This is a genomic window from Ensifer sp. GW821-FHT05G01, assembly GCF_059419585.1.
Genome location: NZ_JBWKSC010000013.1, coordinates 34,869 through 47,533 on the forward strand (window position 1 = coordinate 34,869; position 12,665 = coordinate 47,533).

A 12,665-nucleotide genomic window follows, 5' to 3' on the forward strand; every position below is an offset into this window, starting at 1 on the left:
CGGCCGTATCGGGGGACTATCGATGGATGAACTCAAATATCTTTCCGGCCTCGTTGCGAAGGGCCGGATGTCGCGCCGCGACTTTCTCGGGCGCAGTGCTGCGTTCGGGGTTAGCATCGTTGCGGCGGGATCCTTGCTGTCGACAGCCGTCAGGGCCGAGGGGCCGGTGCGCGGCGGAACGATCAAGATCGGCATGCAGGGCGGTGCATCCACCGACAGCCTCGACCCAGGCCTTGCGAACAATCAGGTCGCGGCGATGATCAATCATCTGTGGGGCGAGACCCTCGTCTGGCTGGCGCCGGATGGTTCGCCAATACCCGTTCTTGCCGAAGAATGGAGCGCCTCGTCCGACGCTAAAACCTGGACCTTCAAGATCCGCAAGGGCGTGCAGTTCCACGACGGCAAGACGCTGACACCCGAAGACGTGGTTGCGACCATCGAACGGCATTCGGACGAAAGCGCAAAGTCAGGGGCGCTCGGTATTCTCAAGGGGATCGAGACCGTCAAGGCGGACGGAGAGACCGTCGTCTTCACGCTGAAGGAAGCCAACGCCGACATGCCGTTCCTGATGATCGACTATCATCTGGTGATCCAGCCAAATGGCGGCAAGGACAATCCCGAGGCGGCGATTGGCACCGGCCCCTACAAGCTGGCCGACCGAGAGGCGGGCGTGCGCTACAATGCGACCCGCTTTGAAGGCTATTGGGCCAGCGAAACGGTCGGCTTCGCCGAGCAGGTGGAAGTTGTCGTCATCAACGACGCGACGGCGCGCATCGCCGCCCTGCAGAGCGGCCAGGTGCACATGATCAACCGGATCGAGCCGAAAACCGTCGCGCTGCTCAAGACCATGCCGCGGGTGACCATCCGCAACGTGTCCGGCCGCGGCTTTTATCCCTTCAACATGTTCTGTGACACCGCCCCCTTTAACAACAAGGACCTGCGCCTCGCGCTCAAATACGCGATGGATCGGGAGACGATGATTGCGCGCATCCTGCACGGCTATGGCTCGGTCGGCAATGATGCGCCGATCAACAAGGCCTATCCGCTTTACGAGGAAATCGAGCAGCGGACCTACGACCCCGACAAAGCCGCGTTCCATTTCAAGAAGTCCGGACACGGCAGCGGCATCGTGCTGCGCACGTCGGACGTGGCGTTTCCCGGCGCGGTTGATGCCGCGGTGCTGTACCAGGAAAGTGCACGCAAGGCCGGTATCGATATCGAGGTCAAACGCGAGCCGGGCGACGGCTACTGGTCGAACGTCTGGAATGTCCAGCCCTTCGCGACGTCTTACTGGGGTGGCCGACCGACGCAGGATCAGATGTACTCGACCGGCTACATCTCGTCAGCGGACTGGAACGACACTCGGTTCAAGAACGAGACCTTCGATAAGCTGGTCGTCGCCGCGCGCGCGGAACTGGATGAGGCAAAGCGGCGGGCGATGTATCGCGACATGTCGGAAATGATGCGCGACGAAGGCGGCCTGATCGCGCCGATGTTCAATGACTTCATCGACGGCGTTGGCGAGAGCATCCAGGGCTGGGTGGACAATCCCGCCGGAGAGCTCATGAACGGCGACGCGCCGTTGCGCTGCTGGCTCAGCGCCTGATCGAGCACCCGGATCAAACGCGCCGCCCTGATGGCGGCGCGCCACGCCAAGGACACCGAAATGCCGCTTCGCAACAAACTTCTGCTGATCATCCTTGACGGCCAGCCTTGGCGCAACGCGCGCCGGCTGATGGGCAATCTGGAAGGCTGGGTAGAGGCCGGCGAGGCCCGCGTGTGGAAGATGCGCTCGGTTCTGCCCTCCACGTCCGCCTCCTGCTACGCTTCGATCCATACCGGTGTGCCACCGCAGGTCCATGGCGTTCTTTCGAATGAAACGCTGTTTCGCGTCGAGCAACCCGACATTTTCTCCGAGGTGGCCAAGGCCGGTGGCAAGACGGGCGCCGTAACCCATTCCTTCTGGTCGACCTTCTTTCAGCGCGCGCCCTTCGACATGGTGCGCGACATCGAATATGACGATGCGCAAGGCCCCATTCATCATGGCCGCTTCCACACCATGGCGGGGTACAATCATCAGAACCAGATGACGCCCAGCGATCTAGACCTCTTCGCGACGCTAACCATGCTGACCGAGCGCCATGCGATAGACTACGGTATTCTGCACACCTGCACGCTCGACAGCATGGGGCATCGCTTCGGCCACGATTGTTCGCAGATGGACCATGCTTGCTTCACCATTGACGCACAGCTCGCGGCATTCCTGCCCCGCTGGCGTGGGAAAGGCTACGAGGTCATCGTAACGGCCGATCACGGCCAGACCAACCGGGGACATCATGGCGGCGCCGATGAAGAAATGCAGGACTTCGCATTCTATTGGTTCGGTGGCGGCGAAGGTCCGCCCGCCGACACGCTCCTGCACCAATTGCAGCTCGCGCCGACAGTGCTGTCGCGCCTAGGGGTGGACCTCCCCGAGAGCATGAAGTCGAAGCCGTTTTTAGCTTAGACAGATCACTGCCTACCGATTTTGGGCCTACGGAGTGAACGAGCCTGTGTCGCCGTGACGGTATCGTCGTTGCCGCCCGTCTGCTCGAAATGCCAGGACGGATCGTCCGTGCCAGTGCTGCGTTAATAACTGGCTGACAGCGTCGCGCATCTAACCAGCTTTGACATTTGACACCAAAAGAGCGCATCCGCATCCGCATAGGCTGTCGCGTCGGGCCCAACCACGGTCAGGATAGCGTGACGAGACCACCACGCCGGAATTTTAAGCGAACGTGGCGCAAGCAAGGGCGAACGAAACGTTGAACCGATTGCGGCCGACAGCCGCCAAACGTTGCCTTTTCGGCAACGTCTGTTGCGAATATCTATGCTTCTTCGCCCGGAGAAACTCTGAAACATTGCGCTTGCAAGCAACTCATCAGAGGCAAGCAAGATGGCCTATGTCATTACGGAGCCCTGCATCGACGTGAAAGACGGCGACTGCACCGCGGCCTGTCCTGTCGACTGCATCTACGAGGGTGGACGCACCTACTACATCCATCCAGACGAATGCATAAACTGCGGGCTCTGCCTGTCGATCTGTCCCGTTGATGCCATTGTCTGGGACCAGGAAATCTCCGAGACACAGCGCCATTTCATCACCGTCAACAAGGAGTTCTTCGGCCCCGACGTTACGGGAATGGGGTCGCCTGGCGGATGGAGCAAGGAGTGCTCGACAGTGCTGGACCACCCCTTCGTGGCCAGCTTCGAGAAAGCCGCAACAGCAGCATAACAACACCTCAACGACAGGAACGAGACATGTGTGTGACCGAATTCGGTGGCGTTGTAGCCGCCGTGCCGACGCCGTTCGACGATCTGGGGCGGATCGATACCGCAGCCTTTGTCGAACATGCCAGCTGGTGCCTGAACAATGGCTGTGATGGCCTGAATGTGCTGGGGACGACTGGCGAAGCAAACTCGCTGTCTTTCGAGCAGCGCAGGGCCGTGATGGTGGCCGCTGCCGAGGCGCTCGATACGAAACGGCTGATGGTTGGCACCGGTACGCCAGACATCGAGACGACCGTCGCGCTCACAGCGCTTGCCCATCGCCTGGGCTATGCGGCGGCGCTGGTCTTGCCGCCCTATTACTACAAGCCGGCCTCCGACGACGGGCTCTTTTCGTGGTTTGCGCGGCTCGTCCAGGCCACTGCGAAAAATCCGATCCCGATCTATCTTTACAACTTTCCGCAAATGACCGGCATCACGTTTACCCCGGCCTTCGCCGCGATACTTGCCGAAGCGTTTCCGGACCGCGTCAAGGGTGCCAAGGACAGCTCCGGCGATCTCGGCTATGCCCGTCAGCTGGCGGAGATCCCGAACTTCGCCGTTTTCCCGAGCAACGAGGCGACGCTTGCCGATGCCAATGCTGACAACTATGCCGGCACGATTTCCGCGACCGTCAATATCGCCCCGGTCCTATCGGCCAAGCTTTGGAAGAGCCAGGGCGATGCTCCCTTGCAGGATCGCGTGCTCCGGCTGCGCCATGCGATATCCGCCAACCCGCTGATCCCGGCCGTCAAATACCTGGTCGCCAAGCGAACCGGAAATCCGGTCTGGTTGAATGCCGCCCCGCCGCAGCCTTCGCTTGGCGGCGCGCACCGAGAAAAACTCGACCTTCTCGCAACCCAGGTTCACCAGCCGGAGTAATAGGCCCGCGTGGCGGCGGCGAGCTTGGTCACACGTTGACGCTCGCGGGTCAGCCGCGGAAGATCGGCACGTGCCTGCTGTAGCAGTTCTGCCCGGGCGCCCTCACAGTCGATCCGGGTCAGCTTTCCATCACGCATGACCTCCTGTCCGCCGACGTAGAGACCCTTCGCGTGAGCCGCCGTCATCCGCGCAAGCAGCACCTCCGCCTCGTCCAGATCGTCAGTCAGACTGTCGGCGATCAACGCGCCGTAGTCTACGAGCACCAGGTCTTCGTTCACCGGCGCATTCAGGATCTTGGCGCCGACATGGATCGCTGCGTCGAACACCTGCTTCGCTGTAAACGCCCGCATCAGGTCTTGGCCGCCATGCAGCAGATGCGCAAGGCGCAGTTCCCGCCAGAGATCCTGATCATCGTCAAAACCTGTCCCGTCGAGGCCGAAAGCGAAAGCGGGTCCATGCACGGACATATCGGCAATCGGCGCCACGCCCGAACGCAGGCGCAAGTTTGCCGATGGATTGGAAACGAGTTGCACACCGCGTGCCGCCAGAAGCTCCAGTTCATCCGTTCGCAACTGAACGCCGTGGGCGACCGCGAGGCGCGGCGAGAGGAAGCCGATATCGTCGAGGTATCGCACGACCCCTTGCGGGAAGCGCCGATCCAGCCATTGCCGCTGCCGCGGGCTTTCAAGCAGATGCATATGAATCCGCCTGCCCGTTGCCGCTGATGCCTCTGCGATGCTTTCGAGCAAAGCGTTGGAACACCATTGCGGACCGATCGGGCCGTACTGGACATCGATCAGCGGGCTGGTGTTTGCGGCACCCACAGCGTCTGCCGCGGCAATCTGGACCGAGGGCGCCGCATATTTCGGGATCGAAGCGCTGAGCTCTTCCCAGTCTGCCGGCGCGAGTAACGGTCGCAGCCGTTGCGGCCCGCCATCATAGGCCCAAGGGTCGTGGTCCAGCAGCGGACAGGAGAGCGCAAGTCGTATGCCTACATCGCGCGCGGCGCGCATCACGGCGCCAGCCTCTTCCACCAGCCGGTCGATGTTCAGCGAGTTGTGGCAATGCATGGTCGCACCGACACCCGTCAGCGCCAGCCGTGAAAACGCCACGAGCGCTTCGAGGTAAGGGTCGGTTCGGGGGCGCAGCCGAAGGCCAGGGATCCAGACTTCCAGGGCATCGTCAATGTTGCCGAAATCGAGGGTGCGGATGCCATAGCCGTGGTCATGGGCGTTGACGGGCGGCGGCATGAGGAGAGCATTGGCCGGGATCGCTGGCGGTGAAACGCTCTCCGGCAGATGCCGCAAGAGATCCGTCTCTCGCCGTGCAGGCTCATGACCGGGACGCAAGAGAAGTCGTCCGGGGCTCGCTCCTGCGGTCACGTGCGGATGGCCTCCATGATCTGATCGCTGAACCTCTGCAGTTCCGCGCCGACGAACTCGATGACCGCCTCGGCCGCGTGCGTACGCTGGCGACGCCGCTGCACGAGGATTCCGACGTGCAGGTTTTGAAGACGCGACCCGGAAAGCGGTATGGCCACCAGGTCGCCCGCCTTGATCTCCGCCAGGAAACCGATCGGCGTGAAAAAGGCCACGCCCTTGCCGGAGATCATGAAGGGCTTGAGCATCATCTGGCTGTTTGACGATACAAAAGGTCGCCCGGTACGCTCGAAGACGGACAGTTCGATTTCGATGAGCGAGCGGATCGGCTGCGTGTCGAGTTGCAGCAGAAGATCGTACTGAGCGCACTCGGCGAGCGAAACCTGCCGCTGCCTGGCTAGTGGATGGCCGCGCCCGACGAACGCCATTAGCGGCATCGGCACGCGAAAAAGCATCTCCGTGTCATCGGGTCTGGCCAGATCGAAGGTCAACCCCATGTCGACGTCGCCTTCCGCGACCAGGCTGCTGATATTGCCGTGGCCGGCGGTGTGGATATGGAAGCTCACTCCGGGATGGATGCTGTGGAAGGCGTTGACCATGTCCGGGAGAAACTGGATCGCCAGGCTGTCGAGGCAGGACATCTGCACGCGGCCGGTCTTCTTCCCCTGCAAGGCGCCGAGGTCACTGCGCAGAAGGTCGAAATTCTCAAGCGTGGCGCGGGCGTGGCGCAGCACGTTTTCGCCGGCAACGGTCAGCTTCAGGCCGTTCGAGAGCCGCTCGAACAGTGCGATGCCCAATTCGTCCTCCAGTTTCTTGATCTGGCGGCTGACCGCCGACGACGCAACGTGAAGCTCCTCGGAGGCCTTGCGAATGGAGCCGGACCGTGCGACCGCGACAAAGTATTTCAAGATGCTGGCGTGCATTCGATTGGAACCTTCCCTCCCCCTGGGCACCGACCTATAGCACGCTCACCGCCCCCTCCAAACGGGCGCACGCTTCTGCTGGAACGCGCTGACACCTTCCAGAGCGTCCTCGCTTTTCAGCGCCCTTACAAGCGCGGGCGTACGTAGCGCTTGAGCCTCGGCGGGCGAAAGATGCTCGGTGCGATTGACCGTCTGTTTGATCGCCCTGAGCGAAAGGGGCGCACAGGCGACGATTTCATCTGTCCAGCGCGCGACGGCGGCGTCGAGTTCTCCCGGTTCGGCGACCTCGTTGACGATGCCAAACCCTTGCATCTCGGCAGCGGAGAACCGCCGACCCGTCAGCAGCACGCCCATCGCGAGATTGTGCGGGATCCGCCGTTGCAACAGGACCATGCCCCCGTCGAGCGGCAGGCGCCCGACGCGGGCCTCCGGTAGGCCGAAGGCTGCCGTCGTCGAGGCGACGACGATATCGCAGCCTAGGGCCATCTCGAAGCCGCCACCGAGCGCATAGCCGTTGACCCTGGCGATAACGGGAACATCGAGCGAGCGGCGAAAGGCAAGCCCGCCAAAACCGTTCGGTCGGCTCTCGCTCCAGTAGTCAAGGCCGGTCGTTTCGGCCCCTTTCAGATCTGCCCCGGCGCAGAAGGCCCGCTCGCCGGCACCCGTCAGCACAACGCAACTGATGTCGTCGCGCGCTTCAATCTCCTGCCAGATCGTCTCCAGATCGCGTTCGGTCGCCGCGTCCACCGCATTCATCCGTTCCGGACGGCAGAGCGTGACGCGCGCGACGCGATCCTCCACGACAAACGCGACGCTCATGCCGCATCTCCCTGACGGATGGCAAGCGCCGAGAGGATATCGTCGTTGTGTTCGCCGAGCCTGGGCGGGGCGATGCGCACGGCCACGGTCGCGGCGGACATGGCAATCGGCGAGCCGATTAGGCGCACGGGACCAGCCTTGGTTTCGCCCGCCTCCAGGATCATGCCGTTAATGGCCGTCTGCTCGTCGGCCAGCGCTTCGGGAAGCGAGCGCACCGGCGCGCAGAGAATGTCGACCTCTTCGAGCCGGGCAAGCCAATGCGCGCTGCTGTTCGTCGCGAAGGTCTCGCGAAAAATCCGCTGCAGCTCAGGGCGGCGCTGCATCTGGGCGTCGAAATCGGCAAACTGCGGCTGCAAGGACAGGTCCTCGATCTCCAGGGCGACGCAGATGTCCCTGAGCGGGTTCGGCTTGAAGGCGCCGACCATGACGATGGCACCGTCCGTGGTTTCGAATACGCCTGTCAGCGGAAAGGCGCCCCAGTTCAGGTCCTTCTCCCGCATCATGTGCGTGGTGCCCTCCTGCAGCTGCATGGCTAGCATAGAACTGTAAAGACTGACCGCAACCTGTTGGCCTTGCCCGGTTTTCTCTCGGTGCAGCAACGCTAGCAGGATACCTTGAACCAGATGCATTCCGGCCGAATAGTCGGCAAGCGGCGTCGCATAGATCGACAAGGGATGGCTCGCGTCGGACTTCCGACGCATGACGCCCGAAAGCGCCTGCGCGAGAATGTCCTGTCCGCCCTTGTGCCGATAGGGACCTTCCAGGCCGAAACCGGTACCGACGGCGTAGATCAGCCGCGGATTGGTTTTCTTCAGCTCTTCGTAGCCGAAGCCCATGCGCTCCATCACATCGGGGCGGAAGTTGTTGACCACCACGTCGGCCGTGTCGATCAGGGCACGCACCGCGGCACGCGCCTCGTCCTGCTTGAGGTCGAGCGCCAGGCTCTTCTTGTTGCGGTTGAGCGACGAGAACACCGGATTGTTGAGGCCATCAGGGTCAGACCCGAGCGACCAGCGCGAAAGATCCCCGATCTTGGCCTTCTCGACCTTGATGACTTCGGCTCCATAGTCGGCCAGCATTTGCGTGCAGCAGGGGCCAAGCATGACCTGGGTGAAATCGACGACGCGGATACCGTCGAGGGGAAGAGACGTCATTCTGCGGCCTCCAGATAGGTTGCATTTTCGGATGGCACGTCGCCGGGGTCGGCACCCTGGGCGCGCAGCTGCTTCTGGATCGCCCTGACATCGGCGTCACGGACCTTTACGCCGGCGTTGAGCGCGACGGTGGCTGCGACACCGGCCGCCTCGCCCATCGCCATGCACGGCGGTATCTCGCGGCTCGACTTCTGCGCCTGGATCGTCGCGGAATAGTGCCGACCGGCCACGATCAACTGGTCGATCTCCTTCGGCAGCATCGCCCGGTAGGGCGTGTAGTAGTCGCGGCCACGGCAGACCGTATCGGCGAAGTGACGGCGGTTCATCACGTCGTCCTTGGTGACGACATATTCGCCCTGAAGCAGCCGCGACTGGCGCACGCCCGTCTGCGGCGCGAAGTCGATGACATGGGCATTTTCGAAGCCAGGAAGATTTGCGCGGGCGAAATCGAGCAGGCGGGCGATCCGGCTGCGTCCCTCGAGTTCCGCATAGGTCAAATCTTCGACGCTGAGGCCGGAAAGCTTCGGCATGTGCGGGCAATTCAGCCAGATTACGCCGGGCAGCGGCGTCTTCAGCCACCAGAACGACCAGCAACCGCCGATCAGGCGCTTGGCCTCGTGGTCGAGTGCCTTGAACCGTTCCGGCTCCTCGAACTCGAAACGTTCGGCAGCCTCCGTGTCGATGCCGCCCCAGCGGGAAACGGTCGTCAGGATGAAGTTGCCGTCCGTATGCTGGGCGCCGGCGTCGGCAGCGACGTCGAGATCGCCGGATGCGTCGATAACCACGTCACCCATGATGGCTTCGCGCCCGGCCTTGGTCTGGCAGACCACGCCCTTGATCGTGCCATCCTCGACAATCGCCGACGAAAACCAGCTGTGTGTCCTGAGCTTGACGCCGGATTCGCGCAGGACGTCATAGGAGACGCGTTTGAAGGCATCCGGATCGAACGCCGCCGCGTAGCAGATCGGGTGCGGCGCAGACGGCGTGTGGAAATCGAACAGTCCCCAGCGTGCCCAGCGGCGCCATGCTTCCGGCGTATCGCGAAGATCGAGTTGACGGTCGCCGTCCGTCGGGGTGACGCAGAGGCCGAGCGTCTTCATCCGCTCGATCATCTCCATACAGATGCCGCGAACGGTGATTTCAACGCTATTGACCATGTCGTCGAGCACCAGAACCATGCCGCCTGCGGCAAGGCCACCTACATAGGGATAGCGCTCGATGAGGGTGACGCTGGCGCCGGTGCGCGCCGCCGAGACGGCGGCTGAAATGCCTGCCGGACCGCCGCCGACCACGACCACATCCGAGCGGTCGACGATCCTGGCGTTGCGCAAGGGTTCCCTGATTGTTTCCATTGTCTTTCCTCCATAGGGGGCGTGTCCGGCGAAATGTGAGAAGGCTCACAGCCAGCGGCGTCATCGGTTGGCCGGACCGGGTAAGCGGTCCGGCAAGGAAGGGGGTTGGGGTCAGTGGTCCGTCGTCGGCTTCCAGCGGACGATCTTCGATTCCGCGAATGAGACCGCGAAGAAGAGAACCACGGCAAGCGAGGCGGCGATCACGACGGTCGCATAGAGCAGCGGCGACCGGAAATTATAGGTCGCCTCGATGATGAGGGCGCCAAGGCCGTAGCTCGATCCGATCCACTCCGCGACGATGGCCCCCATCACGCTGCTCGTCGCAGCGATCTTCAGCGCGGCGAAAAGGAAGGGCAGCGAACTTGGAAGCCGAACCTTCCAGAAGATCTCGGCGTTGCTGGCCGACAGGATGCGCATGAGATCGAGCATTGCCGGGCTCGCCGACTTCAGGCCCTGCACCATGTTGACGAGCGTCGGGAAGAAGCAGATCAGGCCTGCGATGATGATCTTGGGCGCAATGCCGTTGCCGACAAGCAGCACCAGGATCGGTGCCAGCGCGATGATCGGGATCGACTTGATGATAACGGCGATCGGATAGAATGCTCGCTCCGCGAGCGGGCTGTGGACGAACCAGACCGCCAGCAGGACGGCAACGACATTGCCGAATATGAAACCGAGCACGGCTTCCATCAGCGTCGGCAGGAAATTCGACCACAGCACACCGGCGTTCTCGCCGAATGCCTTGATCACGTCGACTGGCCCTGGCGCCATGAAGGTTGGCACTGAGAAACCCCAGACGACGAACTGCCACAAGAGGATGCAGCCGAGGATCGCGAGCGTTGCCGGCAAGTGACGTAGGCCAGCCGCAGCAATGGTGTCCAGCATCCTGAACCTTTGGCCATCGACCAAAGCGCGGCCTTCCGCTTGCGAAGGAAGGGCATTAGCCATCAACATTCTCCCAAAAGTGTACGCAGGTGTGCGGTCACGCGGATGAACTCGACCGTGTCACGCATGGCGAGCGTTCGCGGATAGGGCAAGTCGACCTTCATGAACTCCTTGACCCGGCCGGGATGCGCCGCAAGCATCAGGACGTGCTGACCGAGAAAGACCGCCTCGGGGATCGAGTGGGTGACGAACAGGATCGTTGTCCCGGTTTCCTGCCAGAGCCGCAGCAACTCCTCGTTCAGCTTGTCGCGGGTGATCTCGTCGAGTGCACCGAACGGTTCATCCATCAACAGGATGCGCGGACGGGTAACCAGCGCGCGGGCGATTGCCACGCGCTGGCGCTGGCCGCCCGAAAGTTCGTGCGGCATCGCCTTCTCGCGCCCCTTCAGTCCGACGAGCGCGATCAATTCCTCCGGATCAGCATAGGTCGCGCCCGCCTCGCGTTTTCCGACCAGCAGCGGCAGGCGCACGTTGTCGATCACGTTGCGCCAGGGCAACAAGGTTGCTTCCTGGAAGACGAAGGCAAAATCGCGCCCTTCGCGTGCCTTGCGCGGCGTCTGGCCGTGCACGGACACCGAACCGTCGCTGATATGCACGAGGTCTGCGACCGTGCGCAACAACGTCGACTTGCCGCAGCCGGACGGACCGAGCATGGTCACCAGAGAACCGGCCGGTATTTCGACCGAAACATCCGACAGCGCGGTGAAGCTGGAATCATCCGCGCCGAAGCGGATATGCAGGTTCTGCACCGATACCGCCGAGCCGCCGACTGCCCCGGTCGACACCTGCTTGGGTCTGTTAAGCGTTTCCAGCATCGCCTTATCCTACGCTCTTGCGGACGTCGGCAGTGGCATCGAGGATGGCCATCGTATAGACGTCGTCCGCATTGGGAACTGGCCCCTTGAACTGGCCGAGGTCCGCATAGGTCTTGATCTGCTCCTCCCAGTTTGCCCGCTCCATGCCACCCCAGCCGACTTTGGCAGTGGTTTCGTTGAAGACGAATTTCATCAGCGGCCCTATGGCCTCGAGCTCACTTGCCTTGTCCAGGTTCGGATAGGACTCGAGCAGGATGTCGACCGCCTCCTCCTGGTGTTCGCGCGCATAGTTCCATCCGCGTGCCGCACCCGATACGAATGCCGCGAGATGGTCGGCGTGATTTTCCAGCTGGTCGTCGGTCGTGTAGTAGACGTTGGCGTAAAGACGGATGCCACCGTCCCAGAGTGTCAGGTCGACGCGGTCATCGCCCAGGACCTTCAGCGCATTGACGTTGGTCAGCCACCCACAGACGGCATCGGCCTGGCCGGTCACCAACTGGTTCATGTCGGAGCCCATGTTGACGATCTTGACCTGGTCCTCCGATATCCCGTTCTTGGCGAGAAGTGCGCGCAGCAGGATGACCGAGGTCGGGATCGCGGCAATCGTCTTGCCGATCATATCCTGCGGCTTGGCGATCGGGTTGGCCTTGCGGGAGAAATAGGCAAAAGGATGCTTCTGATAACCGGCCGCGAATGCCTTGATCGGCGCACCGGCCGAACGGGCGAGCATGACAGACGGGCTGGAGGAAATCTGCCCGATCGTCGACTGACCGACGGCAACGCCGGCGACACCGTCGACATTCGGTCCGCCGGGTACGATTTCCAGCTCCACGCCGCTCTCGGCGTAATAACCCTTCTTGCGTGCGACCAGCTCTCCGAGAAGCCCGTTGGAGGGCAGCCAGCCGAGCTGCATCCGGATCGTGGCCGGATCGGCAGCCTTGCCTGGCGAGACGTTGATCAGGCTGTGGGTCGCGGCGATCGCGCCGACTGCGGCGGTTTTGGAAAGGAAACCCCGGCGGTTCATCATGAAATGAGACATATCGTTCCCCTGGCTTGTTATGGGAGCGATGATGATGAAATTCGGCATCTC

General features: G+C 62.4%; 12 protein-coding genes. 4 read left to right on the forward strand and 8 right to left on the reverse strand.

What is annotated here, in order from left to right:
• Nucleotides 1-22 precede the first annotated feature (22 nt).
• The 4 genes from AC07UR_RS26510 (at nt 23) to AC07UR_RS26525 (ending at nt 4,188) form a co-directional block, all read left to right on the forward strand.
• Nucleotides 23-1,606: an ABC transporter substrate-binding protein gene (locus tag AC07UR_RS26510; protein WP_209789770.1), complete on the forward strand. Its 1,584-nt coding sequence runs from the start codon at nt 23-25 to the stop codon at nt 1,604-1,606.
• A gap of 60 nt (nt 1,607-1,666) precedes the next feature.
• Complete coding sequence (locus AC07UR_RS26515) at nt 1,667-2,506, forward strand: alkaline phosphatase family protein (protein ID WP_209790264.1); 840 nt, start codon at nt 1,667-1,669, stop codon at nt 2,504-2,506.
• Between the two features lie 429 nt (nt 2,507-2,935).
• The gene (fdxA, locus tag AC07UR_RS26520; RefSeq protein ID WP_209789771.1) at nt 2,936-3,274 is read left to right on the forward strand and encodes a ferredoxin; all 339 of its coding nucleotides are present in this window, start codon (nt 2,936-2,938) and stop codon (nt 3,272-3,274) included.
• Nucleotides 3,275-3,300: 26 nt separating this feature from the next.
• Nucleotides 3,301-4,188 carry a dihydrodipicolinate synthase family protein gene (locus tag AC07UR_RS26525; protein WP_209789772.1) on the forward strand — a complete coding sequence of 296 codons (888 nt, stop codon included), beginning with the start codon at nt 3,301-3,303 and terminating at the stop codon, nt 4,186-4,188.
• Here AC07UR_RS26525 and AC07UR_RS26530 read toward each other — a convergent pair.
• The 8 genes from AC07UR_RS26530 to AC07UR_RS26565 form a co-directional block, all read right to left on the reverse strand.
• Nucleotides 4,173-5,570, reverse strand: a complete 1,398-nt coding sequence (locus tag AC07UR_RS26530) for an amidohydrolase family protein (protein ID WP_209789773.1) — start codon at nt 5,568-5,570, stop codon at nt 4,173-4,175. The genes AC07UR_RS26525 and AC07UR_RS26530 overlap by 16 nt on opposite strands.
• Nucleotides 5,567-6,490, reverse strand: a complete 924-nt coding sequence (locus AC07UR_RS26535; protein WP_173424060.1) for a LysR family transcriptional regulator — start codon at nt 6,488-6,490, stop codon at nt 5,567-5,569. Before AC07UR_RS26535 ends, AC07UR_RS26530 begins: the two co-directional genes overlap by 4 nt.
• A 45-nt stretch (nt 6,491-6,535) precedes the next feature.
• Complete coding sequence (locus tag AC07UR_RS26540) at nt 6,536-7,309, reverse strand: enoyl-CoA hydratase-related protein (protein ID WP_209789774.1); 774 nt, start codon at nt 7,307-7,309, stop codon at nt 6,536-6,538.
• On the reverse strand, nt 7,306-8,463 hold the full coding sequence (locus AC07UR_RS26545) for a CaiB/BaiF CoA transferase family protein (RefSeq protein ID WP_209789775.1): 1,158 nt from the start codon (nt 8,461-8,463) through the stop codon (nt 7,306-7,308). Before AC07UR_RS26545 ends, AC07UR_RS26540 begins: the two co-directional genes overlap by 4 nt.
• Nucleotides 8,460-9,815: an FAD-dependent oxidoreductase gene (locus tag AC07UR_RS26550; protein ID WP_209789776.1), complete on the reverse strand. Its 1,356-nt coding sequence runs from the start codon at nt 9,813-9,815 to the stop codon at nt 8,460-8,462. The genes AC07UR_RS26545 and AC07UR_RS26550 overlap by 4 nt, the downstream gene beginning before the upstream one ends.
• A 111-nt stretch (nt 9,816-9,926) precedes the next feature.
• Complete coding sequence (locus AC07UR_RS26555) at nt 9,927-10,700, reverse strand: ABC transporter permease (protein WP_234941784.1); 774 nt, start codon at nt 10,698-10,700, stop codon at nt 9,927-9,929.
• A 62-nt stretch (nt 10,701-10,762) separates the two neighbouring features.
• A complete protein-coding gene (locus AC07UR_RS26560) occupies nt 10,763-11,575 on the reverse strand; it encodes an ABC transporter ATP-binding protein (RefSeq protein ID WP_209789778.1) in 813 nt (270 codons plus the stop codon).
• A gap of 4 nt (nt 11,576-11,579) precedes the next feature.
• Nucleotides 11,580-12,614, reverse strand: coding sequence for an ABC transporter substrate-binding protein (locus AC07UR_RS26565; RefSeq protein ID WP_173424066.1), 1,035 nt, complete (start codon nt 12,612-12,614; stop codon nt 11,580-11,582).
• Nucleotides 12,615-12,665: the final 51 nt, after the last annotated feature.

What these genes read in the sequence shown, in the direction of transcription:
- fdxA (WP_209789771.1), top strand. Translation starts at nt 2,936, where the DNA reads ATGGCCTATGTCATTACGGAGCCCTGCATCGACGTGAAAGACGGCGAC.
- AC07UR_RS26540 (WP_209789774.1), bottom strand. Translation starts at nt 7,309, where the DNA reads ATGAGCGTCGCGTTTGTCGTGGAGGATCGCGTCGCGCGCGTCACGCTC.
- AC07UR_RS26550 (WP_209789776.1), bottom strand. Translation starts at nt 9,815, where the DNA reads ATGGAAACAATCAGGGAACCCTTGCGCAACGCCAGGATCGTCGACCGC.
- AC07UR_RS26515 (WP_209790264.1), top strand. Translation starts at nt 1,667, where the DNA reads ATGCCGCTTCGCAACAAACTTCTGCTGATCATCCTTGACGGCCAGCCT.
- AC07UR_RS26545 (WP_209789775.1), bottom strand. Translation starts at nt 8,463, where the DNA reads ATGACGTCTCTTCCCCTCGACGGTATCCGCGTCGTCGATTTCACCCAG.
- AC07UR_RS26525 (WP_209789772.1), top strand. Translation starts at nt 3,301, where the DNA reads ATGTGTGTGACCGAATTCGGTGGCGTTGTAGCCGCCGTGCCGACGCCG.
- AC07UR_RS26535 (WP_173424060.1), bottom strand. Translation starts at nt 6,490, where the DNA reads ATGCACGCCAGCATCTTGAAATACTTTGTCGCGGTCGCACGGTCCGGC.
- AC07UR_RS26555 (WP_234941784.1), bottom strand. Translation starts at nt 10,700, where the DNA reads ATGCTGGACACCATTGCTGCGGCTGGCCTACGTCACTTGCCGGCAACG.
- AC07UR_RS26510 (WP_209789770.1), top strand. Translation starts at nt 23, where the DNA reads ATGGATGAACTCAAATATCTTTCCGGCCTCGTTGCGAAGGGCCGGATG.
- AC07UR_RS26560 (WP_209789778.1), bottom strand. Translation starts at nt 11,575, where the DNA reads ATGCTGGAAACGCTTAACAGACCCAAGCAGGTGTCGACCGGGGCAGTC.
- AC07UR_RS26565 (WP_173424066.1), bottom strand. Translation starts at nt 12,614, where the DNA reads ATGTCTCATTTCATGATGAACCGCCGGGGTTTCCTTTCCAAAACCGCC.